Source organism: Rothia sp. HMSC065B04 (assembly GCF_001812285.1).
Lineage (GTDB): Bacteria > Actinomycetota > Actinomycetes > Actinomycetales > Micrococcaceae > Rothia > Rothia mucilaginosa.
In genome coordinates this window covers 271,164-295,657 of record NZ_KV808408.1, presented here as the reverse complement: position 1 = coordinate 295,657, position 24,494 = coordinate 271,164, and the positions used below count along the sequence as shown (strand labels likewise).

Below are 24,494 nucleotides of genomic sequence, written 5' to 3'. Positions count from 1 at the left end.
CGCCCCCGGCTAATGCAGCCCCAGGTATAGCGGATCCCCCTCGTACTATTTCTAGTACGAGGGGGCTTTGCTATGCCCGCACGTTATATCTTCCCTTGTCAGAATGTTTGGGAGCTCAATATTACCTGCGGATAGGACTGTTTTCATTTACACTTGAGTGTGTGTTCTACGGTGAACACACTTGTCCACTCACTTTATAAAGGAATATTGTGTTGAAAATTCACACCGCGACCGCTGGTGTTCTTGCGGGTGCTCTGCTGCTGACTGGTTGCTCTTCGTCTGTTCGCGCTCCGAAGCCTGGGCCTTCTGCGTCATCGTCGACGTCTGTTTCTGCTAGCCCTTCGGTTTCAGCTACTCCTAGTTCTTCTCCGAGTGCGTCTGCGACTCCTTCGGAGTCTCCTACCCCGACGGTAACCCCGTCTCCGGTTCCGACTACTGAGGCTCCCGTGCAGGCACCGGCTACTGAGGCACCTTCCGCGGAGGCTCCGGCACCTCCAGTTTCTGAGGCACCCGCGCAGCAGGCACCGGTTCAGGAAGCTCCTGCTCAGGTCGCTACGGAGGCGCCGGTTCAGCAGGCGCCCGCGCAGGCTCCGGCGGCTGAGGCTCCTGCTCAGCAGGCTCCCGCGCAGCCGGTGCAGCAGGCTCCGGCGCAGTCGAGTGTTTATTACAAGAATTGTGATGCGGTACGTGCAGCTGGTGCGGCGCCGTTGCATCGTGGCGAGCCGGGTTACCGCCCCGGTCTTGATTCTGATGGTGACGGCGTGGCGTGCGAGCCGAAGAAGAAGCACTAAGTTTCAACCCCAGATATGGCGAAGCCCCCTCGCACTATTTCTAGTACGAGGGGGCTTCGTCATATCAGCCTCGTTCTGTCAGCTCAGCCGGTGAGGTTAGCGCGGCTGGTAGGCACGGGCACGCTCAGCACGAGCACGGCGCGCCTCCGCATCCTGCAGGACCGGCACCAGCATACGCACCACCTGGCCCATGCCACGCAGCACCAAGTTCAGCCACAAACCCACAGACCACACCGCCGCCACACGCGGATGCCCCGTGCGCACCCACCGCACACCCAGAAAAGACAGCGAATAGTACAGCAGAAGCAGTAGCGACTCACGGAAGCGGTGCACCTGCCGAAGGAGAGGGTTCTGAGGAAGCTTCATCATGCCTCCCAGTATACCCACCGGAACCCCTCGCCGGGGCTCCCCCGCACTACCCGTAATAGTCGCGAATCGTCACCGTCTTCAACCCGCGCCGATCCAACAACGCCCGAATACGGTCCAGCTCAGACACCACACCCCGATAATTCAAATGCCCAATCACAATATGCTGAGCCAACGCATACTTCTCCGCATAGGCATACACCTCAGCCGAAGAAATATTAGACGAATCCGCCAACGACCCGTACCACAGAACCGGGCGCGTAAAACCACACGACGCCGCAGCCGCCAACACGCGCGCATCATAATACCCGTACGGCGGGCGGAAGTACGGCTTCGAAGACACCCCAAAAAGCCGCCTAATCTCCTCATCATTACGGGTCAACTCCTGAACAATCTGCTCATCCGTCAGGCTCGTCAACGCCGCATGACTATACGTATGGTTCGCAATCTGCAACTGACCACTCTTCACCAGCGGCAACAACAGGTCACGATGCTGCCTAAACGCCGGGTACTGACCGTTGATAAAAAAGGTGAGGCGCGTGCCGGTACGGCGGGAAAACTCCGCGTAGGCGCGCACCACCTCCGGGTCGGCGCCGTCATCGACCGTCCACGCAATGTACTTACCCTCACCGGGCAGGCCGGTCTGCGGGCCGGTCCAGGCACGAGCTTCGGGAACCGGGTTCGACGAGGTCGCAGTCGCAGAAGCGGTCTTAGATGCCGCGGCAGTCGGGGATGGGGTACCCGTTGCGGAGCCAGATGCGGAGGGGGCAGCCGCCGAGCTTGCCGAAGGGGTCGAAGAAGGGCTCGCCGACGCACTACCGGACGGGCTGCTCGATGGGGTGTTCGACGGGGTACAACCGGTGAGGCCAAGACCCAGCACGCCGAAGCTCACCGCGCCCAGGCCAAAGGTACCAACGTGTTGTAAGAGTTCCCGTCGCCCCATGGAGGCGCGGGCAGAGGCGCCCGATACCATGTGGTCAGTAACGGGGTTGACGATAGCGGATTGACGAGGAGCGATAGGTGTTTCTGGGTGTGGAACAGTGTTCATATTACGAGTGTATGATGAGACCACTGTTAGCTATCGAAAAATTCAAAATATTACTTAATGATTAACAACTGCGCCATTAAAGAACCTCTACGTACTTTCAGTCCCCTCACTCACCGAAGACCACGCTCAGCGCACTAAGCTACCCCCGCCAGGCAATCCAGGTACAGCTCCAGCTACAGCGCAAGGTGCAACTCTAGGTAAGTACAGCGAGGCCCCTCCCCCAGAACACGTTCACAACGCGCCCGGGAAAGGGGCCTCAATATATAAAGTTCACGCAATCGTACTGCCAAGTACGCAGATACGATCAAGTACGCGGAGAGAAACCTACTCAGTTTCCGAAGCTTCCCGCTGCTCCGCCTTAGCAGAGTCCAGCGCATTCAGTGCCTCCAGAGCCGCAGCCTCCGCAGCCTCTTCAGCATCCGCCTCAGCCACACGCTCAGCATCCGACTCAGCAGAAGTCACCGCCGCCGGGTTCGTCAGAACCTTCACACCCATGCTGCGCAGCGCATCCGTATTCGTGATCGTCTCGTCATTATCAATCAGGTACACCTTGTACCCGTCATTCCGCAGGCGACGCATCAGCTCCAGGAGCATGCTCTGAGCGACCTCATCCACCGCGTACACGCGAGTCACGTCCAGGGCGACCTTGGAACCCTCCATCGGGGATTCCACAATCTCACGGATTACGCGCTCCACACCCGCAAAACGGATACGGCCCTGCAACTGGATCAGGCGCATAGACTCATCGCCCGAACCGATCTGGTAGTTCGCGCGCAACGCCGAACGAGCCACGGTCGGCACGTTCATCACGTGCATGCCCATGTCATCCGAGAACTGCTCGAACAGCTCCACACCGCGCACACTGTTACCGTGACCGTCCAGGCGCGGCGAGAACGTCGCCACACCCAGCTGACCGGGCACCGCACCAATAATGCCGCCGCCCACGCCGCTCTTCGCCGGCACACCCACCTGGGTTGCCCAGTCACCCGCAGCGTTATACATGCCGCACGTGAACATGACGCTCAGCACCTGACGCACCACAGTCTTAGGAACCACCTGCTCACCCGTCACCGGATGCACACCATAGTTCGCCAAAGTCGCCGCCATCAACGCCAAATCCTTAACCGTCACCATCAGCGAGCACTGGCGGGTATAACCCTGCACCGCCACAGTCGGGTCACCGGTCAGGATGCCGTGGCCGCGCAGCATGTGCGCAATCGCGTAGTTGCGGTGCGCGTGCTCCAGCTCAGACTCGTACACGCGCTCATTCACCGACAGGCGGCGACCCGCAAACGCAGACAGACCAGAAATGACGCGCTCCATGCGCTCGCCCTGAGTCGCACCGGGAGGACCAACCAGCGAATGGGTGGTAATCGCGCCCGCGTTAATCATCGGGTTCAGCGGCTTACCGGAGCCGTCCTCCAGGGACAGCTCGTTGAACGGCTCACCGGAAGGCTCCACGCCCACCTTCGCAAGCACGTCATCATAGCCGCGGTCCGCGAGCGCCAGGGCGTACACGAACGGCTTAGAAATCGACTGGATCGTGAACTCCACATCGGAGTCACCGGCGGCGTACTGCTCACCATCAACCATGGCGATAGACGCGGCAAGCTTGTCCGGGTCCACGGCGGCAAGTTCCGGAATGTAGTTTGCCAACTCACCGGAGGTATCAGAAGCGACCGACTCGAGGGTCTCGGTCAGGTAAGTGGCAATAGGTGAATGCATAGTGTTCCGTATCTGCTGCTAATCGTGGTTGTTCTCGTCAAAAATCTATGGATGCGCCCGCCCGCTGTTCCGTTTCAGCTATTCCGTTTCAGCTGGGCTGAGGCGCTCATCGTTGCAGGCTACCGCGGCTACCAAACTAAAGAGCCAGCCAGCGGGCCTGTCAAAGTGTGTGGGTGAGGAGCACCTTTTGCTCCCTAAAGAGTGTATCTTTTGCGTGTTGAAGCCACCAAATATAACGGTCACTTCTCCCCCGCTATTTCAGGCTCTGGTACCTGTTCTGGCTTGCCGTTTTCTGCCGTAATTTACCGCGGCGGGCAGAACTGCCTGCGAAGTCCCGGCAAAACCTACGGGCACAGCCTAGGGGTGGCGAATCGAATCCGGCTCACGACCACCCAGCTCGGCGGTCTCCAGCTGGAAGGTCGAGTGCTCCACCGACACCTCAAAATGGCTCGCCACACACGAACGGATATGGTCCAGAATCGTCACCGCAGACCCGTCATGGAAGCATGAATCGGCAACCACCACGTGCGCGGTCACCACTGGCAGACCGGTCGCCACCATCGAGGCGTGCACATCGTGCACCTCTACAACGCCGTCAACGCGCAGCATGTGCTCACGCATCGCGTCCAGGTCCAGGCCGTCCGGGGTAAACTCCATGAGCACCGCCGTGGTCTGCTTCATCAAACGTACTGCACGCGGCACAATCAGCGCCGCAATGAATAGACCCGCCAGGGCATCCGCCTGGTAGAAGCCGGTCAGCCAAATCACGATAGCCGCCACAATCACGCCCAGCGAGCCCAGGGCGTCATTGAGCACCTCCAGGAACGCGGCACGCATATTGAAGTTCGCGTTCCTCGCCGTAGCCAGCACCGCAATACCAATAGCGTTCGCCACCAGGCCGACCACACCAAAGATCAGCAGCTCGGTGCCGGGCACCTCCGGCGGGGCGAACAGGCGATGCACGCCCTCCACCGCCGTGTAGATACCCACCGCCAGCAGCAGTACCGACTGCCCGAGGGCGGCAAGCACCTCAATACGGCGGAAACCCCACGTGCGGCGGGACGTTGCCGGGCGCGTCATGAGCGAAGCCGCCGTAAGCGCCACCAGCAGGCCCGAGGCATCCGTAACAGCGTGCGCCGTATCAGTCAGCAACGCAAGACTTCCGGTGACCAACGAACCAATCGCCTGCGCCAACACAATAACGACCGCCAGACTGAACGCAATCAGCAGGCGCGGACGCATCGAGGCGGCGTCCTCCGGGCTCGGGGCATGCGAATGGTCGTGGTGATGCCCGTGATGCCCGCCGTGGCCGTGATGTGCGTGCGCTCCCATGAGTGACTCCTCAACTATGAACTGTGTTGTTGACTATCGAGAGTTATCGGCAGATAGCAAAATCGCCCGATTCACAAGAACCGGGCGACAAGCTCCTCAACCGAGGAAAACGTGGAGATAAGGGGACTCGAACCCCTGACCCCCTGCATGCCATGCAGGTGCGCTACCAGCTGCGCCATATCCCCATATTCTGTTAGTGACCTCAACGAGGCAACATGAATATATTACACACACCACGGACAGCGATGCAAACCAGCGCACCCAAAAATCCAAAAAGTTCCCGGCGGGTAAGCAAGAAGGGCGGCCCCCGCGGCACCATACAGCGCCAGCAGAGCCCACCCCTCATCAGCTAAAAATTAAGCAGAAGCCTACGCCTCGTCCTGAGCGGGAATGATGCGTGCAGCATCTTCCTCAGTCTCACCCTCAATGTCGAAGGGAGCCTCGTTCTCAACGCCCAGCTCAATACGCGGAGCCTCAGCCCACAGACGATCCAGAGCGTAGAACTCGCGGTCCTCCTCGTGCTGAACGTGCACGACAATATCGCCGAAGTCCAGCAGAATCCAACGACCCGAGGAACGACCCTCACGGCGGACCGGCTTCAGGTCAGCCTGCTCACGCAGAGCGTCCTCAACCTCATCCGCAACAGCGTTCACGAGGCGCTCATTGTGGGCAGAAACCACCAGGAAGCCATCAATCAGGCCCATCGCGTCGGATGCATCCACAGCGAACAGGTTAGTTCCCTGCTTCTCCTCCGCAGCGCGGGCGGCAATGCGCAGAGCCTCAATCGAGGACTGTGCAGCAGTCATATTTTCCTTCCTTGCCGGCAGAACACCCGCCGGCAACACCCGCAACAGGGGTGCATTGTTCACGGCCTACTTAGGGCCAAAAATCATAATCAGACCGACAACGACCAGGGCGAGCAACAGCACAATCCACAGCCACGCCAGGGAGGGCTTCTGCGCAGGCTGCAGAACCTCTTCAGTCTTCTCAACAGCGCTCTCAGAAGCAGAGTCTTCCCCAGTTTTCTTCGACGCTGCTTCCTTTGACTCGGCTTCCTTCGAAGCCTCAGCAGAAGAAGCCGAAGCAGACTTCGACTCAGCCGGCTTAGACTCTTCAACCTCAGAGTCCTCTTCGGACTCCTCGGCAGTCTCCTCGACCAGTGCTTCTTCGGGATCCTGACGATCCACCATGCGCTGCAGCAGCTCCTCAACCTCATCCGGGCTCAGAGCAACGGTCGGGTCGCCGTCCACCGAATCCACGGTGTCACCAGCGGAGGCGCTATCCAGCACGCTCAGGTCAAGACCCTGCGCGTTCACTGCGCTCACGCGGGTGGGCAGTTCGTCAGCAGACTCTTCAATCTCAGCAATCTCAACGGCTTCTTCCTCAACGGAAGCAACCTCGGTCTGCTCAGTCTCAACGTCAGAGCTGTCCAGCTCCTCAACCTTCGGCTCATCGCGCACCAGGTACTGGTGCAGCTCGGGTTCCGGTTTCTCCTCCTTGACCACGGCAATGACCGGGATCGAAGAAGTCATCGGGTTATCCACCGCGGAGGGGCTGGTCGCATCCACACGGTTCTGCGCGATCTCTTCGGGGCGCAGAATACGTAGGCTACTGGTCAGAGGAGCAGGCTCGTGCAGCTTCTCCTCATCGTTCGCTTCAGTGTCAATCTTGCCCTGAGCCGCCAGCGCCGCAAAACGACGCTGAACAGCCAGAACCTGCGGGTCAATAGCGTCCGTATAAATCACGGAGCCCATGTTCGCAACAGGCTTCGCGGGCTCACCGCGGCGGTTCGCGCGCAGGTACTCGGCAACTTCTTCACGGTAGCGGGCAAGACGGCGCGGACCCATCACCTTAGTAGGCGGCGGCACCTCAATGCCGTCCTCGGTCACGTACGTCTCGTAGAGGTACGCTTCGTCCTCGCTATAGGGCTTCGAACCCGTAGCTTCACTCATGTGTTCCCTCATTATTCGTCGATTGGGGTGCCTGCCCAGACTCATCCTTCACGCGGGGCAAGCCGTCACGGTACGCCGTCAAGGCGTCCTTCTTGTACAGGCCGTACTTAGCAATGTACTGCACCACACCATCGGGCACCAGGTACCAGATGGGGGCGTCTTCAGCTGCGCGGCGACGAATATCGGTCGAAGAAATCGCCATCGCAGGAATCTTCAGGGTCGTAATATGACGACCCTCAGCCAGCGGCGGATCCAGCTCATGATCGGGGCGGGTCACACCCACAAAAGTCGCCAAATCCCACAGCTTATGGGCATTGCGCCAGGTCATAATCTGGCTAATCGCGTCCGCGCCGGTAATGAAGAACAGGTCAGCATCCGGGCGCAGGGCGCGCAGCTCGTTAAGCGTATCAAAGGTGTAGGTGGCGCCGCCACGGTCAATATCAATACGGCTCACCGTAAAACGCGGGTTCGACGCGGTCGCAATCACCGTCATCAGGTAGCGATGCTCAGCGTCACTCACGTGCCGCTCCCCCACCTTCTGCCAGGGCTGACCGGTCGGAACGAACACAACCTCGTCCAGGTCGAACACGGCGGCAACTTCACTAGCTGCCACCAGGTGTCCGTGGTGAATCGGGTCGAAGGTTCCACCCATCACGCCCAGACGCACCCGACCGGGAATGCGCGGGGGAATCGACTCGGTGCTCGGAGCACCAAAATCAAGGTGAACAGGCTGGTCAGTCACAAATGCCGTCCTTGCTGGGGACAGAGACCGCACCACAGCAGCTAAAAAGCCACTACAGGCGCGGATGCGGGCAGGTACACAGAAGGTACGCAACACCGAAAAAGGTGCCCGCGTACATTCTCCTCTATGCTACCTGCTTACGGTCAAAAAAACCGAAATGACGGGGGGTGAGCTAAGCCGCCAGTGGAATACCCAGCCAGCACGCCCGACCACAGGCTCACCCGAATGTTCCAACACACACATCCGGCGCGAGAGACAACCGCACAGCACACAAGAAAGCGCCGCGCACCGGAGCCAAACCCCGGTACGCGGCACCATTCACTGTCTAGGAAACAGCTGTCTAGGCAACAGCTACGCTTCAGCTACTAGTCGTCAATGTTCGGCATGTCGATATTCTCGTCGACCTTGCCTTCCTTCAACTTCTTGCGGTACTCAACCGACTCGGTCCACACGCCTGCAACACGCTCGGACTCCAGCTCGGCACGAGCCTCCGCCTTCGCGTCCATACGCTCCTTGTACTCCACACGCTTCTGCGCACGAGTCGGGCGAATGATCTCTTCCAGACGAGCGTCCGTACCACGCGGGGAGGACAGCAACTCAGCGCCACCGACCATGGTCGGCTCCCAATCGAAGATCACCGAGTTGTCATTCTCACCAATCACCACGGCGTCACCGGCACGAGCACCAGCCTTGAACAGCTCATCCTCAACACCCAGGCGCGCCAGGCGGTCCGCCAGGTAGCCGACAGCCTCATCATTATTGAAGTCAGTCTGCTGAATCCAACGCTCAGGCTTCTCACCAATCACGCGGAACAGCGGCTCAAGGTTGCGCTCCTCGCGGCGAATAGTGAACTCCTGCTTCTTCTTACCGCGGAAGCCCTTCGGACGAACCACAGGAGCCTCAACAACCACGCGCTCCGCTTCCTTCTCGGCAGCGGCACGAGCCACGCGGTCCTCCTCCACGAGCTTTGCCATCGCAAAGATCAGGGACTTCAGACCCTCATGGGAAGCAGTCGAAATCTCGAAGACCTTAAAGCCCATCTCCTCAAACTCGGGGCGAACAAACTCCGCCAGCTCACGAGCCTCAGGAACGTCAATCTTATTGAGCACCACAATCTGCGGACGCTCATGCAGCGGCACGGTCACACCCGCAGTCGGGTCAACCTCGTAGTTCTGCAGCTCGCCGCGGATCACCTCAAAGTCACTGATCGGGTCGCGGCCCGGCTCCAAAGTAGCGCAGTCAATCACGTGCACCAGAGCCGAAGAACGCTCCACATGGCGCAGGAAGCGGTGACCCAGACCGCGGCCCTCCGAAGCGCCCTCAATCAGACCCGGAACATCCGCGACGGTGTAGCGAACATCGCCCGCCTGCACCACGCCCAGGTTCGGGATCAAAGTGGTGAACGGGTAGTCAGCGATCTTCGGACGCGCCGCAGAAATCGCAGCAATCAACGAAGACTTACCCGCCGAGGGGTAACCCACCAGAGCCACATCCGCAATGGACTTGAGCTCCAGAACAATATCAGCTTCTTCACCGGGGGTGCCCAGCAGAGCAAAACCGGGAGCCTTACGCTTAGCCGAAGCCAACGCAGCGTTACCCAGACCACCCATACCGCCACGGGCAGCAACGTACTCGTCGCCCACACGCAGCAGGTCAGCCAAAACATTACCCTCGCGGTCCTTCACCACAGTACCCTGCGGCACGGTCAGAACCAGGTCCTCACCGTTATAGCCGTGGTGCATATCGCCACGACCAATATCGCCATTCGGGGCGTGCTGATGCGGGCTGTGGTGGTACTCCAACAGGGTCGTGGTCTGGTTATCCACGCGCAGAATCACCGCGCCACCATTACCACCATTACCGCCGTTAGGGCCGCCCAGGGGCTTAAACTTTTCACGTCGCACGGAGACGCAGCCGTTACCTCCGCGACCGCCAGATACATGCAAGACCACGCGGTCCACGAACTCTGCCACGGGTTCTCCTTATCTTGAACATCTTCACTTCGCCACCGCACGGCACACACCAATCATGCTGCGGATGCGGCGGCAGGCGCGACCGGGTTGGGGTGCGCCTCATCGTGGAGCCCAGCACAGGCGTCCACGGCATTCGAGGTCATAGCGAGAGGGGGTAGACTAACGCCTACCCCCTCTGCCCTAGCGGTGAGTATTACTCAGCTGCTGCCAGGATGTTAACGACCTTGCGGCCCTTGCGGGTACCGAATTCGACGGTGCCTGCTGCCAGAGCGAACAGGGTGTCGTCGCCACCGCGGCCAACGTTCAGGCCGGGGTGGAAGTGGGTGCCGCGCTGGCGAACGAGAATCTCGCCTGCGTTGACGGACTGGCCGCCGTAGCGCTTAACACCGAGGTACTGGGGGTTCGAGTCACGGCCGTTACGGGTGGAGCTTGCGCCCTTCTTGTGTGCCATTCTGTATTCCTACCTTAGGGTTTGAATTCCGGTCGTCTTAATTACGCGTTGATAGCGGTAATCTTGACGGTGGTCAGCTCGGCGCGGAAGCCCTGACGCTTCTTGTAACCGGTCTTGTTCTTGTACTTCTGAATAACGATCTTCGGACCGCGCAGGTCCTCAACCTTCTCAGCAACAACCTTGGCGGAAGCCAGGGACTTTGCGTCAGCGGTGACCTTGTCACCGTCGACGAGCAGCAGCACGGGCAGCTCGATGGTGCTGCCGGGCTCGCCTGCAACACGGTCAAGGGTAACGAGGTCGCCTACGGAAACCTTCTCCTGGCGGCCGCCAGCGCGTACAATCGCGTATGCCACTATGGGACTCACTTTTCTCGACAACTTGCTTCTTGGATCTCACACGAATGAGCAGCCTGCGCTTTCATTGCTGTGCGCCCTCCCCCGCCAGTCGAATGACCGCGAATAAGGAGGAACGGCCCGTGCGTTCCGGCGGGATTGCCCGCCGAAGCCAACACGCGAGGCTCACCGGTGGTGTCTCTCTCCCGCACGTTTCGACTCAGCCAAATACTCGACCGTGCCGAAGACGATGCGGGTGGGAGCGGTGTCTCCCGCTGGCCCTGCGTCGATAGGGCTTCACTGAGATAAACACCAGTCCTTAAGGATACGGCATGATCTACGCGCCGCGCAATAGATAATTTTGCGGATTATCCGCAGACACCACGTGATGCTCCTCTAATACTGCACCGCACTCTTAGTAGCGCCTTTAAAATGACGCAGCACACGCACAGAAAAAATAGCCTCGGTAGGGAAGTTCCGGCTCGCCCTACCGAGGCTATCTCATATACACACACCATCGGAATTCCGATGATCGGAAGCTAAAGACTAATCGTCCTTACCTTCACGCTTAATGTCGGCAGCAGCAACGCCAATGCCGAACAAGACAGGAGCCGAAGCGTCATCAGCCACCGGAGCCACATCCGCAACAGAAGCGGAAGCAACCACGGAACCCTCAGCACGCTCGGAAGCGTCCACGGTCACGACCTGAGCACCGGCACCGGCGCTCGAAGCCGCACGGCGAGTGCGACGCTTACGCGGGGTCGAACCGGGCACCTGAGCCGCAGGTTTCTGAGCCTCCTCAACCGGAGCCTCAACCACTGCGGGAGCTGCGCCCACCACACCGGTTACCGCCGGAGCACCAATCACGCCGGTCACAACCGTACGAGACTCAGACTTCTCAACCTTATCAGCCTTTGCGGGTGCCTGCTCGGATGCCACGCTCTGCTCAGCTGCCTTCTCGGCGCGCTTCTCATCAGCTTCGCGACGAGCACGGCGGCGGGAGGCACGCGGAGTCTCACGAACATCCTCAATGCGCAGGTCCTCACGCTCAACACGCTTGGACTCCTGAGCCTTCTGCACACCCGAGTTTACCTCAGCGGAGGTTGCCTCAGCGTTCTGCTGCTCACGGTCCTGGCGCTTGGACGAACGACGCTCTTCCGAACGATCCTCACGGCCCGAACGGAACGACTCACCCTCGGTGCGGGCAAGACGGCCAGCCTTCTGAGAAGCACGAGCCTTCGCCTCACCGGCGCGAATCGCCTCGAAACGATCCGAGGAGCGGCTAAAGCGCGGGTCGAGCTCCGGGTCAACGTGGTGCTCGTCCTCCAGCGCACCCGCGCCGGAATCCTCCACAGCGGCGATATCCGCATCGGTCAGCTCGCGGCGCTGGCGGTTACGAGAAGACTTCTTCTCGCCGCGCTTAGACGAACGACGCTCCTCAGAACGGTCCTCAGAACGGTCCTCCGAACGCTCCTGCTCAGAGTCCTTCGAGGAATCCTCAGCGGACTCCTCCGCGCGGTCAAACGCACTTGCCAGCTGCTCCAGGGAGAAACCGCCCTGCTCGCCAATCCAGTTGCCGCCGGTGACCTCAGCGACCTTGTCCTCACGCTGAGCAACCTCGGCGTGAGCCTGCTCGCTGGCAGCCTCGGCAATACCCTGAATCTCCTGCTCAAGCGAAAGCTCAGCGGTCTCTGCGCGGCGCGAACGCTTGCGGCGCTTACGCTTCTTGCGGGTCGAAGCAGTCTCCTCCGAAACGTCCTCGCTCTGAGCGGATGCGGCAGCCACCGCAGCCATAGCGTTACGGCGCTCAGCCTTCTTCGACTCCAGAGCATCCTGCTTCTGCTGGTCACGAGAATCCTCGCGGGCAGCGGCACGGCTACGCTTACGGTCATTACGCTCATGGCGGTGGATGTAATCCGACGCGCCACCGCTACGACCGCTCAGCGGCTGATCGTGAACCACCAGGCCACGACCGGCACAATGCTCGCAGGGCTCCGAGAAGACCTCAAGCAGACCGGTACCCAGGCGCTTACGGGTCATCTGAACCAGACCCAGCGAAGTCACCTCAGCCACCTGATGCTTGGTACGGTCTCGGCCCAGGCACTCAATCAGGCGACGCAGAACCAGGTCACGGTTCGACTCAAGCACCATGTCAATGAAGTCAATGACGATAATGCCGCCGATATCGCGCAGACGCAGCTGACGGACAATCTCCTCAGCAGCTTCCAGGTTGTTCTTGGTGACAGTCTCTTCAAGGTTGCCGCCGCTACCGGTGAACTTACCGGTGTTCACATCCACCACGGTCATGGCTTCAGTACGGTCAATCACCAGCGAACCACCCGAAGGCAGGTACACCTTACGGTCCAGTGCCTTCGCCAGCTGCTCGTTGATGCGGTAGTGGTCGAAGAGGTCGTCGTCGCCGTCCCACTGCTGCAGGCGGGAGACCAGGTCCGGCGCCACGTACGTCACGTACGCCTCGATGGAATCCCACGCGTTCTCGCCCTGAACGATCATCGCGGTGAAGTCCTCGTTGAAGACGTCACGCACGGTCTTAATCATCAGGTCGGGCTCCTGGTAGAGCATCTCCGGAGCCAGCACCTTGCGGGAGTTAGCCTTCTCCTGGATCTCTTCCCACTGCGCACGCAGACGGTTAATGTCGTGGGTCAGCTCCTCCTCAGAAGCGCCCTCCGCCGCGGTACGAACGATTACGCCGGCACCCTCGGGCAGCTTGTCCTTCAGAATCTTCTTCAGACGCGCACGCTCGGTGTCGGGCAGCTTGCGGGAAATACCGGTCATCGAACCACCCGGCACGTACACCAGGAAGCGGCCGGGCAGGGAAACCTGGCTGGTCAGGCGGGCACCCTTGTGACCAATCGGGTCCTTGGTGACCTGCACCAGAACCGAATCGCCGGGCTTCAGGGCGTTCTCAATCTTGCGGGGCGCACCGTCCAGACCGGTGACATCCCAGTTGACCTCGCCCGCGTACAGCACAGCGTTGCGGCCGCGTCCAATGTCAACGAACGCAGCTTCCATGGACGGCAGAACGTTCTGAACCTTACCCAGGTACACGTTACCAATCAGGGAATCCTGCTGGGTCTTGGACACGAAGTGCTCAGCCAGCACGCCGTCCTCAAGCACGCCAATCTGGATGCGGCCGTCCTTCTGACGAACCAGCATCTGACGGTCTACAGACTCGCGGCGAGCCAGGAACTCAGCCTCAGTCACGATGTGGCGGCGGCGACCCAGGGAACGGGACTCACGGCGGCGCACACGCTTCGCCTCCAGGCGGGTAGAACCGCGCACACCGGTCACAGTGTTGGATGCGTGAGAGTCAGCCAGGCGCGGCGCACGCACCTTGGTGACGGTCTCAACCTCATCATCGACGCCGCCCTCAATCTCAATATCTTCGGTACCGCGGCGACGGCGACGGCGACGGTGGCTCGTCACCTCAGCCTCAGCGGCAGCCTCCTCGCGGCGGCGCTCCATGCGCTCCTTACGCTTCTGCTCCTCGGCAGCGGCGCGGCGTGCCTCACGCTCCAGCTTGGCGGCAACAGCGAGCTCGCTCAGCTCTTCCGGCTCGGGAGCCATGAACAGCGGCATCGCACCCATGTGGGTACGCGAGCGCAGCTCCTGCAGCTTTTCGCGCTGCAGGTCGCTAATGGTCTTTACCGGCTCAGCCGGTTCCTCGGACTCCTCAGCAGACTCTTCTGCGGCGGGTGCCTCGAGTGCAGCTTCTTCGGTTGCGGATTCCTCAGCAACTGCAGCAGCCTCGGCGGGCTGCTCAGCGGCAGCCTCTTCAGCGGGATCTTCAGCCTTCTCAGCCGGTGCGGGGGTTACGACCTCAACCTTGGCGGTCTCTTCCTTCACCTCAACGGCAGGCTCGGCAGACTCAGCGGCGGGGGCAACAACTTCCTCCACCTTCGCGGTCTTCTCCACGGTCTCGGTCTTAGCAACCTTCTCAACCTTGGCGACCTCTTCAACCTTCGCGGTCTTCTCGACGGTCTCGACCTTTGCGGTCTTCTCCTCAACAGCAGGCTCAGCCGCCTTCTTCTCAGCAGCCGCAAACAGGCTATCGAGGGTAGAAGCAACCTCGGTCTCAGACGCAACGGGAGCGGCAACCTTCGGTGCCGGCGCGTGCTTAGCCTTAGCATTACGCAGGTTGGTCAGGCCAGCAGCAATCGCCTCATCCAGGGGAACCTCAGGAGCCTTCTCCTTCTTCGGGCGACCCGGACGGCGGCGCTCAGCACCCTGCTGAGCCTCAGAGCTCTCACGAACATTCTTACGCAGAGTTTCACGGGTCTCTGCAGAGGCGTTCTTCTCCTCCGCGAGGGCGTTCAGCGCCTCAAAAACCCCAAGTTCGACGTTCTTCTCGTCAGACATTAATCTTCTTTCGTTACACCCTGCTCCGCACCGCAAGGATTTTAACAGCGCGCATACAGCGCAAAGCCTAGTTGCTGTCACCGCGGCTCAAGCCTCACCCTACGGCACGCGTTCATCGGCGCTACCGGGCACTATCTCGTTCAGTGCTTCTGCCGTAGGGGGCGAGCGGGCGGAACGCAGAGCGCGCCGCGACGGTCACAGCCACCTCGCTCTCGAGCACGGCACGCTCACACCCTTCCTGGGTGCCCTGCCGGTCTTCGGGTTTCTTCGCCGAGGCGGGCGGCCCGCGCGGTGCGACAGTTATGCTCCGCGGCTTATAGCCGGCGCTCTTCGGGTACTCTCCCTCGATGCGTTGGTGGGGATCTTTATGCGCGTGCGGGGCGCACAAGACACCGTGTTCCATTATACCCGGTAGAGGGTACCTCTAAGCCACCCCGGCACCCTATCTGGGTACCACTCCTCCCCAGCCGGATGCGTGGGCACATTACTGCGGGCACACTGCGGCGGCCGTCTAGCGGGTACGGCAAAGCCGGGCGTACCACTACGCACACCCGGCTTCAAAAAACTTTCAGAGGAGGGGCTAGTCCAGACCCAGTTCCGCATCGCGCGCCTCACGAGCCTGCTGAGCAAGCTTCGGGTCGGTCGGCAGGTACTCCGGACCGGAACCGGTCGCAAACGGAACGCCCAGAATGAAAACAAACGGAGAAACAACCAGCAGAATCACCCACAGCAGCGAGAAGTGACCGGCAGTCAGCAACAGCAGGGCAGTCAGAAAAATAACAGCAGCAGCGCCCATTGCGGCAATTCCGGCAGTCTTCACGGTTCTCCTCGAAGGGGTATCAAGAATCTAGTGTCCAGCAGAACGGCAGGCAGTCAACGCCGCAGGCAAACCCCGCGGACGGCTGCGGCTGACGCCGCTCAAGAATATACCTGACCATTATACGCACCCGCGCCGGCTCCCCGCTGACTTCACGGCTCGGGTCACCGGCGCCTCCCCACTACCCGGCGCCCCAGCCCAGCGCCCCAGCCCGGCATATTCTGCGCAGCCTCACCCACCCGCAGACGCAACAACGCCCCGGCACCAACAGGCACCGGGGCGTTGCATGTTCGGGGCATCAGCCCTCAAATGCTTAGCGCATCATATTCACAATGACCTCAAAGAAGCGGATCACGATGATGCCGAAAATCAGGATCAGCCACAGGCTAATCGCAAACCACGACCAGCCGCGCGCGCTCTCACGCATCGACTGCGACGCCGGAATAACACCCGCCGAAATATTGCGGACCGTGGTCTTCACAAAAAGCGTGATGGTCATAACCCACACGATCATGCAGAACAGGCACAGGGCGTTGATCTGGAACGTCGTCTGGTACCACAGCCACATAATGAATGCGGTCGCCGCCGCCAAACCAATGTTCATGCACACCCAGAACCACTTCTTAAACTGTGCGCCCGCCATAATCGCGGCACCGATAGTCACCACAATCGAAAAGCCCACCAGACCAATGAACGGGTTCGGGAAGCCGAACGCTTCCGCCTGAGGGGTGCGCATCACCGTGCCGCAGCTGAGCAGGGCGTTAATATCGCAGACCGTGGAGTGGCCGGCATCAATGTAAATCTGCAGCCGCTCATACACCAGAATCGCTGAAGAAATGAGTGCAATCAGGCCGGCGCCAACCAGCCAGAATCCGAGCTGTCGGTCTGAGTAGCCGCCCGGGGTTCCCGCATGCCCGTGCTGCGCTTCGTTCTCAGCCTCAGCGTGGACGGGCTCGGTAGTACTCGATGCGGCGGTACTCATACGACTCCTTTAGATAGTGTTTTACGGTGGTACTCACCGGCGCGGCATAGCCAGCACCCCGGAAGCAGTACCCCATTTATCCTAGCCTCTCACATTGCTCAATAGCACGCCATTAGCTTCTACATTTACTATATGACGCCTCAAATCATGCAAATAGGCGCATTTTTGTGACGTACCTTAAACACAAAAGCCCCGGAAGGAGCCCGCAACGTAGCGGCGGGCGGGACCTTCCGGGGCATGGTGCGCATGTTTTCTATGGCATTCGCCTCATCGACGCGCGGCGGCTCCCACGGCAACTACCGTGGAGCGCACAGACGGCACGTGAGGGCAGTGCGTTAGGGCAGCGGGTGGGTGTACGACTCGTCAAAGAACAGCTGCTCCAGCTCCACCGCGCGGCTAAAGAACTCGCGGGCACGCTGCGCATCCGACGGGCCCACACGGTCCAGTTCGCGGCGCAGGAAATCAACCAGCTCACGGAACTCCGGGTAGTCGTGCAGGGTAATCCACTCGTGGTGCACAAACGATTCGGGACGCTTGGCGGGAGCCTTCGACGCCCAATCCAGGTACAGGCCCTCGCAAACCACCAGCACCGACAGGATCGCCGCGTAGCTGCCGCTAGCCGCCGCGTCGAGGAAGAGACGCTTGAAGCCGGTGGTCGCCTCCGTATCGGGCATGGAGTCACGCTGATGTTCGGTCACGCCCAGAGTCTCAAAACAACGCAGGAAGTAAGTGTTCTCATCGCCCGCAATCTCGCCGGCAAACTGCGCCAAGCGCAGGCGACCCGCGAGAGTATCAGCGTTAGCAATCGCGCCACCAATCAGGGCGAGGAAGGTATCGAGGAAGCGGTAGTCCTGCACCAGGTACCCCGCCATGACCTGCGGGGCAATCGAGCCGTCAAAAAGCTCAGCAACAAAGCGGTGATTCGTGGCGGCAAGCCAGGTGTCGAGGTTCTCCTGGCGTAGGGACTCGGTGAACGAATCGGTGCCAATCAAATCGGTGAAGGGTGCGGGCATGATGGGTGCCTTTCACTATGTGGCATACCGTCGCTGGTATGCGTATGTGTGCGGGTGTGTTGGTGCGGCCTCAGGCGTTGGGGCCGGCGCCTCAGCGAATATAGCACCGTGACGCCAAGGCGCGCCCGGTTTTGCGCCCCGGTGCCCACAAATTTTCGTTCTTTTCGATTTTTTGGATGGGTGAGAGCGGATGATGCCGGTCAAACTCGCACGATTGGGGTTAGATGAGAGCCCATGGGAACACGTGAGAAATCATGCGTTCGAGTGGGAGCACGAGGGCAGAGGCGCGAAAAAACGGGGTGCCACTCCCCCAGCCAGTACAACCAACCGGAGGGCGGCACCCCGCCTCATCTCTGCAACCTCAACGGGTCGCCTTAGTGATCCGCATCGTCCTCGGAATCATCATCACCGAAGAAATCATCGGTGTACGAATCGCCCAGCGGCAGACCCAGCGAATCCTCCAGCGAAGAACCCGCCGCAGACTCGCCACCCAGCTCAGCCATGATGCCGTCCAGCAGCTCATCCGGCTCAGCAGAGGCAGCCGCAGCCGCCGCGGCAGCCAGAGTCGAAGCCGACGCCGCACCCGCAGAACCCGCATAGGCACCCTCGGCGCCCAGCTCATCCGGCAGCTCTTCAGCCTCAGCGCCGGGGGTCTTCGCCTCCTCATGCGCCGCCAGCAGGGTACGCGCCTCACCAATGACCGTAATCGAACCGGTAATCAGCACGCCCGCCGACTCCTGCTCAAAGAGGGCGTTCTCCATGGCGGTGGCAATCGCCTCGTCCAGGTGCTCAAACACCTCAATCGAGTCTTCATCCAGACCCGCATCCAGCGCCAGCTCGTGCAGACGCTCCGGCGCAATCGCACGCGGCGAATCCGACGCCGCCAGGTACAGGCGGAAGGTACCGTCAGAAGCGTCAACGTACTCTTCGCGCATGGTCTCAAACATGCCCAGAGCATCCTTCTCACCCAAAATACCGACCACGGAATGCAGGTGCGACAGCTTGAACGCCTCGGTCAGCGCAGCCGCGGACGCACGCACGCCGTGCGGGTTGTGGCCCGCATCCAGGATGGTCAGCGGCTCGGTGCGCACAACCTCCAGACGGCCCGGCGAGCGCACCGTCTCAAACGCGGTACGCACCACGTCCTCGGGCAGCTGACGCTGACCGCCGAAGAACGCCTCCACGGCGGCGAGAGCCACCACGGCGTTCTGCGCCTGATGCGCACCGTGCAGGGACAGCGGCACATCCGGGTACTCGCCCGCCAGTCCGCGCAGGGTCAGCAGCTGACCGCCGACCGCAAGCTCACGGGAGACAACGCCGAACTCCACGCCCTCAAAGGCGAAGGATGCTTCCTTCTCGCGGGCGGAGGCGAGCAGCACGTCCGCCGCTTCCGGGTCCTGTACCGCAGAAATCAAGAAGCCGCCGGGCTTGATAATGCCGGACTTTTCGGTCGCAATCTCGGCGAGGGTTTCGCCCAGCATGTCGGTGTGGTCCAGACCGATCGGGGTGACCACGGAAACCACGCCGTCGGCAACGTTCGTGGAGTCCCAGGTGCCGCCGATACCGACCTCGAGCACCACCACGTCCACCGGCTCATCCGCGAAAATCGCGAAGGCGAGCACGGTAACGGACTCGAAGAAGGTCAGGGCGGGCTCGCCGCGGGAGGTCATCTCCGCGTCCACAATCTGCAGGTAGGGGGCAATTTCCTCCCAAATGCGCACGAAGGTGGCGTCCGGTACGGGCGCGCCGTTAATGCAGATACGTTCGGTGACGCTTTCGAGGTGCGGGCTGGTAAAGCGGCCCACACGCAGGTCGTGGCCGAGCAGCAGCGCCTCAATCATGCGGGCGGTGCTGGTCTTACCGTTCGTGCCGGTGATGTGGATGACCGGCGCGGCACGGTGCACGTCGCCGAGGATTTCGACGGCGCGCGCCACAGCGTCCAGGCGCGGGGCCATCTTATTTTCGGGGGCGCGCGCCAGCAGCTCGCCGTAGACCCGCTCCACGCCCTCGGGATCGGGAATTGCGGGGTAATTCTTCTCGCTCATTGTTCTCCTCACTGGGATAGCCGGTTGCGGCACCGGCCGAGTCTCCGCCGTGCGGCGGGATAGACGACGGGCCGCCCCGCCCAATCAAGGGACGGGACGGCCGTACGGTTCAGGCGTTTTATGCCTTGGCTACGCTAATGCTCAGCTCGGCTGCTTCGCTCAGCTGCAGGGACACGGCGAGGGTTTCACCGGTCACCAGTGCTTCGTTGGTGCGCAGAGCTGCCAGAGTTTCCTCCGGTGCCGCGATGCTCAGGTTGATGCGGTCCGCAACGTTCAGGTCGGCGTCCTTACGTGCCTGCTGAATAGCGCGGATGGTGTCGCGGGCGATACCCTCGGCTACCAGCTCGTCGGTCAGCTCAATGTTGAGGACCAGGAAGCCGCCGGGCAGAACCGCAGCCGCAGTGTGCTCAGCACCCTCAGCGTCAGCGGCAACCACGGTTGCCAGCTCGTATTCGCCCTCTTCCAGAGCCAGGCCGCCGTCCAGAGCTGCCACGCCGACCAGGACGGTACCGTCCTCGGTCACGGTCCAGTCACCGGACTTGGATGCCTTAATGGCAACCTGCACCTGCTTGCCCAGGCGCGGACCTGCCGCACGTGCGTTGACCTTCAGCTGCTGGGAGATGCCGTAGTCGGCGGGGTCGACGGTGTCGGCGCTGACCAGCTCCACCTGGCGCAGGTTCAGCTCGTCCTCGACGATGTTCGCGAAGTACTCCGCGCCCTTCTCACCGAAAGCGGTGCCCAGGGCTGCGAACTGCTCGGGTGCGATCGCCACGGTCATCTTCTGCAGCGGCTGGCGCACGCGGATCTTCTTTTCCTTGCGCAGTGCCGAACCGGCGGAGCAGACCTCACGCACGGTCTGCATAAGAGCCAGCAGGTCGGACTCGTCAGCGAAGGCGGATGCCTCGGGCCAGTCAGCCAGGTGCACGGAGCGTTCACCGGTGAGGCCGCGGTAGATTTCCTCGCTGCTGAGCGGCAGCAGGGATGCGGCGACCTTCGACACGGTCACCAGTGCGGTGTAGAGGGTGTCGAATGCGTCGGTATCTTCGTTGAAGAAGCGCTCGCGGGAGCGGCGCACGTACCAGTTGGTCAGTGCGTCGGCGTATTGGCGCAGGGATTCGCAGGCGTTCCAGATGTCGTAGGAGTCCATCGCTGCGGTGACCTGCTCGATGAGTTCGCGGGTCTTGCCGAGGATGAAGCGGTCCATCACGTGCTGCGAGTCGTACTTGAGCTTTGCGCTGTAGCCTTCGCCGTTGTTGGCGGCGTTAGCGTACAGGGCGAAGAAGTGGTAGACGTTCCACAGCGGCAGCATGACCTGGCGAACACCCTCACGGATGCCCTGTTCGGTCACGATCAGGTTGCCGCCGCGCAGAATCGGCGAGGACATCAGGAACCAGCGCATTGCATCGGAGCCGTCGCGGTCGAGGACCTCGGAGACGTCCGGGTAGTTACGCAGGGACTTGGACATCTTCTGACCGTCCGAGCCGAGCACAATACCGTGGCTGATGACGTTCTTGAACGCGGGGCGGTCGAAGAGTGCGGTCGCCAGTACGTGCAGCACGTAGAACCAGCCGCGGGTCTGACCGATGTACTCGACGATGAAGTCTGCCGGGTAGTGGTTCTCGAACCATTCCTGGTTCTCGAAGGGGTAGTGCACCTGTGCGTAGGGCATGGAGCCGGAGTCGAACCAGACGTCGAGCACGTCTTCCACGCGACGCATGGTGGACTTACCGGTCGGGTCGTCTGGGTTCGGGCGGGTCAGCTCGTCAATGTACGGGCGGTGCAGGTCGGGTTCGCCGTCCTTGTTCAGGGGCAGGCGGCCGAAGTCTGCCTTGAGCTCTTCGAGGGAGCCGTACACGTCCATGCGCGGGTAGTTCGGGTCGTCCGAAACCCACACGGGGATCGGGGAGCCCCAGAAGCGGTTACGGGAGATGGACCAGTCGCGTGCGTTCTCAACCCACTTGCCGAACTGGCCGTACTTCACGTTTTCCGGGATCCAGTTGATCTGCTTGTTCAGCTCGTACATGCGGTCCTTGAAGTCGGTGACCTTCACGTACCAGGAGGTGATTGCACGGTAGATGAGCGGGGTGCGGCAGCGCCAGCAGTGCGGGTAGGAGTGCACGTAGGACTTCTCGCGGATCAGCACATCGTCTGCCTTGAGGGCGTTGATGATGGTGCGGTTCGCGTCGAATGCCTGCACGCCCGCGATTTCAGCCAAGGCGGTGGAGCCGGAGGCGGTAGGCTCGGCGAAGAGGTTCAGGAACTTTGCGCCTTCGTCGAGGGAGAGGATCACGGGGATGCCGTAACCTTCACAGACCTTCTGGTCGTCTTCACCGTAGGCGGGTGCCTGGTGGACGATGCCGGTACCGTCACCGGTGGTGACGTAGTCGGCGACGAGGATCTGCCAGGAGGTTTCGGTGCCCCACTTTTCGGCGTCTGCGAAGTAGTCCCAGAGCGGGGTGTAGCGCACGTGCTCGAGCTGGGAGCCGGTGTAGCGTGCGGTGACGGCTGCGTCTGCGTCCTTTTCGGGCTGGTCGCCTTCGTAGCCGAGGTCCTTGGCGTAGGAGCCGAGCAGCTCGGAGGCGAGCAGGAAGGAGCGACCCTCGAACTTGCCTGCGCCGGGTACGACGGAGTATTCGATCTCGGGTCCGACGGCGAGTGCCTGGTTGGTGGGCAGGGTCCAGGGGGTGGTGGTCCATGCGAGTGCTTCGACGCCGTCGAGTTCTGCGGCGACCTTCTCGTCAGCGCCGAGGGCGGTGTCTGCGGTGAGGCGGAATGCGACGGTGACGGTCTGGTCCTGGCGGTCCTTGTACACGTCGTCGTCCATGCGCAGCTCGTGGTTGGAGAGGGGAGTCTCGTCCTTCCAGCAGTAGGGCAGCACGCGGAAGCCCTGGTAGGTCAGGCCCTTGTCGTAGAGGCGCTTGAACGCCCAGATGACGGACTCCATGTACTCGACGTTCAGGGTCTTGTAGTCGTTTTCGAAGTCGACCCAGCGTGCCTGGCGGGTGACGTACTTTTCCCACTCGTTGGTGTACTTGAGCACGGATGCGCGGGCAGCGTCGTTGAAGTTGTCGATGCCCATTTCGAGGATTTCGCGCTTGTCGGTCATGCCGAGCTGCTTCATTGCCTCGAGTTCTGCGGGCAGGCCGTGGGTGTCCCAGCCGAAGCGGCGTTCTACCTTGTGGCCGCGCTGGGTCTGGTAGCGCGCGACGAGGTCCTTGGCGTAGCCGGTGAGCAGGTGGCCGTAGTGGGGCAGGCCGTTAGCGAAGGGAGGGCCGTCGTAGAAGACGAATTCGTTTTCGCCGTTTTCGCCTGCGGGGCGGTTCTCGACGGATGCGGAGAAGGTGTTGTCCTTCTTCCAGTAGTCGAGGACTGCCTCTTCGAGTGCGGGGAACTTGGGCGATGCGGTGACGCCGCTTCCTGCGGCTTCGAAGGCGCTCGCCTTGGGGTAAACATGGGACATGTGTTTGTGCGCCCTTATCTGTTGTTCTCAACGCTGAGAGGTTGGGGCGACAGGGTACGTAGCACTCGTCGTCCCACCGTTTCAGCGGGTGAGGATTGACATGACGGGTGCAAGGACGCCTGGGCATCGCTGACTTGCCCGGGTTGTGCCGGGGGTCGGGATGCGGCGCGGTACCACCTTGCTTACTGATTTAACAGCTCAACGCACCGAACCCTCCCGGGGCTACGTGGCGTCGCGGTGTATGTCCGCGATACCTAGCCACCGGAAGAGCGGCGCGTTGGGCGGGTATCAGTCGCTTATTACAGCTATATCGGGCTTAACCGTCCGGTTCTACTGGGACTACATCTCTTCCGCTAAGACACCCTCGCCGCAGCGATTGGCGGGTGTCCGCAGGTGCGGTCCGTTCTTCCGAATTGCTCGCCGGTGATGGCCGGGTCGTTGCAAACACTAATAGTTTATGTGGCTTTTGTGTCTGTATGCAACCCCGCGGGGTGTGGGTTTGAACAGCACTTTTCTAATGCACCGATACTGGAGGCGCAAAACAGAATGGTTCTTCGTTCGGCGATATCTAGAGCGAGTAGGGGGCTTAAGGGGTCTTGCCCCACCCCGCACTCGGGCGTGTTTAAGGATGTATGTTTTTACATTCCTTGCGTGTTGCTTTAAGTGGGTTTCAATTTTTTCAAGGGAGCCTGCGGGATTAGTGTCGGTACAACCACAAGATATGGGGTGAACACCGATGTAATTCCACTAGATATTCACCTCTGCAAGTTTTCATCCCCTCAGTATTCCGTGTGGGAACCGGTTTTTCCGGATGGTTCAGCAATGCATAGCGGGTGAATAGAGTGCATATTTGGGGATTGCCGAGCGGGTTTCCCCTTATTGAATCGGGTATTTCTTCTGGACTATTGAAGACTTCCTTACGGTCAGAAGATTAAACTAAACACCCTCCTCTCCCCCGCCTTTTGGAAATACTGAGGCGCAGCTCTTTTATTTTTCAAGTCATAAATATGACCGAAATCACTTAGCTCGACATGCGCGCAACCCCCTCGCCAAGTAGTCGCCTCCATCACATAACTCCTCACCAG

Annotated in this window: 17 protein-coding genes and 1 tRNA gene; 1 reads left to right on the top strand and 17 read right to left on the bottom strand. The window is 60.9% G+C overall.

The annotated features are described in order from the left end of the window. The first annotated feature begins 209 nt into the window (after nt 1–209). Nucleotides 210–791 (top strand): excalibur calcium-binding domain-containing protein, encoded by a 582-nt coding sequence (locus tag HMPREF2845_RS04560; RefSeq protein WP_049345561.1) that lies wholly within the window; start codon nt 210–212, stop codon nt 789–791. Between the two features lie 96 nt (nt 792–887). Here the strand turns inward: HMPREF2845_RS04560 and HMPREF2845_RS04555 are convergent, their stop codons facing one another. The 17 genes from HMPREF2845_RS04555 to ileS all read right to left on the bottom strand — a co-directional run bounded on the left by HMPREF2845_RS04555 (nt 888) and on the right by ileS (nt 23,409). Continuing rightward, nucleotides 888–1,160 (bottom strand): hypothetical protein, encoded by a 273-nt coding sequence (locus HMPREF2845_RS04555; protein ID WP_231840305.1) that lies wholly within the window; start codon nt 1,158–1,160, stop codon nt 888–890. Nucleotides 1,161–1,206: 46 nt separating this feature from the next. After that, nucleotides 1,207–2,205: a polysaccharide deacetylase family protein gene (locus tag HMPREF2845_RS04550; RefSeq protein ID WP_049345564.1), complete on the bottom strand. Its 999-nt coding sequence runs from the start codon at nt 2,203–2,205 to the stop codon at nt 1,207–1,209. A gap of 324 nt (nt 2,206–2,529) precedes the next feature. Next, nucleotides 2,530–3,930 (bottom strand): glutaminase, encoded by a 1,401-nt coding sequence (locus HMPREF2845_RS04545; protein ID WP_070633998.1) that lies wholly within the window; start codon nt 3,928–3,930, stop codon nt 2,530–2,532. Between the two features lie 357 nt (nt 3,931–4,287). After that, nucleotides 4,288–5,262 (bottom strand): cation diffusion facilitator family transporter, encoded by a 975-nt coding sequence (locus tag HMPREF2845_RS04540; RefSeq protein ID WP_070633997.1) that lies wholly within the window; start codon nt 5,260–5,262, stop codon nt 4,288–4,290. A gap of 112 nt (nt 5,263–5,374) precedes the next feature. Beyond that, nucleotides 5,375–5,447: transfer RNA gene (locus tag HMPREF2845_RS04535), tRNA-Ala, on the bottom strand. 183 nt (nt 5,448–5,630) lie between these two features. Beyond that, nucleotides 5,631–6,068 (bottom strand): ribosome silencing factor, encoded by a 438-nt coding sequence (gene rsfS, locus HMPREF2845_RS04530; RefSeq protein WP_005505774.1) that lies wholly within the window; start codon nt 6,066–6,068, stop codon nt 5,631–5,633. Nucleotides 6,069–6,134: 66 nt separating this feature from the next. Beyond that, nucleotides 6,135–7,214 carry a sulfite reductase subunit alpha gene (locus HMPREF2845_RS04525; protein ID WP_070633996.1) on the bottom strand — a complete coding sequence of 360 codons (1,080 nt, stop codon included), beginning with the start codon at nt 7,212–7,214 and terminating at the stop codon, nt 6,135–6,137. Then, a complete protein-coding gene (nadD, locus tag HMPREF2845_RS04520) occupies nt 7,207–7,956 on the bottom strand; it encodes a nicotinate-nucleotide adenylyltransferase (protein WP_070605331.1) in 750 nt (249 codons plus the stop codon). The genes HMPREF2845_RS04525 and nadD overlap by 8 nt, the downstream gene beginning before the upstream one ends. 365 nt (nt 7,957–8,321) lie before the next feature. Continuing rightward, complete coding sequence (obgE, locus tag HMPREF2845_RS04515; protein WP_049360454.1) at nt 8,322–9,929, bottom strand: GTPase ObgE; 1,608 nt, start codon at nt 9,927–9,929, stop codon at nt 8,322–8,324. Between the two features lie 193 nt (nt 9,930–10,122). Further along, entirely contained in the window at nt 10,123–10,380 is a 258-nt protein-coding gene (gene rpmA, locus HMPREF2845_RS04510) for a 50S ribosomal protein L27 (RefSeq protein WP_005505766.1), read from the bottom strand. A gap of 41 nt (nt 10,381–10,421) precedes the next feature. Then, nucleotides 10,422–10,733: a 50S ribosomal protein L21 gene (gene rplU, locus HMPREF2845_RS04505; protein WP_005505764.1), complete on the bottom strand. Its 312-nt coding sequence runs from the start codon at nt 10,731–10,733 to the stop codon at nt 10,422–10,424. A gap of 525 nt (nt 10,734–11,258) precedes the next feature. Continuing rightward, entirely contained in the window at nt 11,259–15,092 is a 3,834-nt protein-coding gene (locus HMPREF2845_RS04500) for an Rne/Rng family ribonuclease (protein WP_070633995.1), read from the bottom strand. Between the two features lie 580 nt (nt 15,093–15,672). Beyond that, the gene (locus HMPREF2845_RS04490; protein WP_005505761.1) at nt 15,673–15,912 is read right to left on the bottom strand and encodes a hypothetical protein; all 240 of its coding nucleotides are present in this window, start codon (nt 15,910–15,912) and stop codon (nt 15,673–15,675) included. A gap of 310 nt (nt 15,913–16,222) precedes the next feature. Then, nucleotides 16,223–16,891 (bottom strand): vitamin K epoxide reductase family protein, encoded by a 669-nt coding sequence (locus tag HMPREF2845_RS04485; RefSeq protein ID WP_070633993.1) that lies wholly within the window; start codon nt 16,889–16,891, stop codon nt 16,223–16,225. A gap of 335 nt (nt 16,892–17,226) precedes the next feature. Continuing rightward, nucleotides 17,227–17,904, bottom strand: a complete 678-nt coding sequence (locus HMPREF2845_RS04480) for a TenA family protein (RefSeq protein ID WP_049350103.1) — start codon at nt 17,902–17,904, stop codon at nt 17,227–17,229. A 374-nt stretch (nt 17,905–18,278) separates the two neighbouring features. After that, nucleotides 18,279–19,949, bottom strand: coding sequence for a bifunctional folylpolyglutamate synthase/dihydrofolate synthase (locus tag HMPREF2845_RS04475; protein ID WP_070633992.1), 1,671 nt, complete (start codon nt 19,947–19,949; stop codon nt 18,279–18,281). 118 nt (nt 19,950–20,067) lie between these two features. Beyond that, the gene (gene ileS, locus HMPREF2845_RS04470) at nt 20,068–23,409 is read right to left on the bottom strand and encodes an isoleucine--tRNA ligase (RefSeq protein WP_070633991.1); all 3,342 of its coding nucleotides are present in this window, start codon (nt 23,407–23,409) and stop codon (nt 20,068–20,070) included. Between the last annotated feature and the right edge of the window lie 1,085 nt (nt 23,410–24,494).

What these genes read in the sequence shown, in the direction of transcription:
- ileS (WP_070633991.1), bottom strand. Translation starts at nt 23,409, where the DNA reads ATGTCCCATGTTTACCCCAAGGCGAGCGCCTTCGAAGCCGCAGGAAGC.
- HMPREF2845_RS04540 (WP_070633997.1), bottom strand. Translation starts at nt 5,262, where the DNA reads ATGGGAGCGCACGCACATCACGGCCACGGCGGGCATCACGGGCATCAC.
- HMPREF2845_RS04550 (WP_049345564.1), bottom strand. Translation starts at nt 2,205, where the DNA reads ATGAACACTGTTCCACACCCAGAAACACCTATCGCTCCTCGTCAATCC.
- HMPREF2845_RS04475 (WP_070633992.1), bottom strand. Translation starts at nt 19,949, where the DNA reads ATGAGCGAGAAGAATTACCCCGCAATTCCCGATCCCGAGGGCGTGGAG.
- rpmA (WP_005505766.1), bottom strand. Translation starts at nt 10,380, where the DNA reads ATGGCACACAAGAAGGGCGCAAGCTCCACCCGTAACGGCCGTGACTCG.
- HMPREF2845_RS04525 (WP_070633996.1), bottom strand. Translation starts at nt 7,214, where the DNA reads ATGAGTGAAGCTACGGGTTCGAAGCCCTATAGCGAGGACGAAGCGTAC.
- rsfS (WP_005505774.1), bottom strand. Translation starts at nt 6,068, where the DNA reads ATGACTGCTGCACAGTCCTCGATTGAGGCTCTGCGCATTGCCGCCCGC.
- HMPREF2845_RS04545 (WP_070633998.1), bottom strand. Translation starts at nt 3,930, where the DNA reads ATGCATTCACCTATTGCCACTTACCTGACCGAGACCCTCGAGTCGGTC.
- HMPREF2845_RS04555 (WP_231840305.1), bottom strand. Translation starts at nt 1,160, where the DNA reads ATGATGAAGCTTCCTCAGAACCCTCTCCTTCGGCAGGTGCACCGCTTC.
- HMPREF2845_RS04500 (WP_070633995.1), bottom strand. Translation starts at nt 15,092, where the DNA reads ATGTCTGACGAGAAGAACGTCGAACTTGGGGTTTTTGAGGCGCTGAAC.
- HMPREF2845_RS04480 (WP_049350103.1), bottom strand. Translation starts at nt 17,904, where the DNA reads ATGCCCGCACCCTTCACCGATTTGATTGGCACCGATTCGTTCACCGAG.
- HMPREF2845_RS04485 (WP_070633993.1), bottom strand. Translation starts at nt 16,891, where the DNA reads ATGAGTACCGCCGCATCGAGTACTACCGAGCCCGTCCACGCTGAGGCT.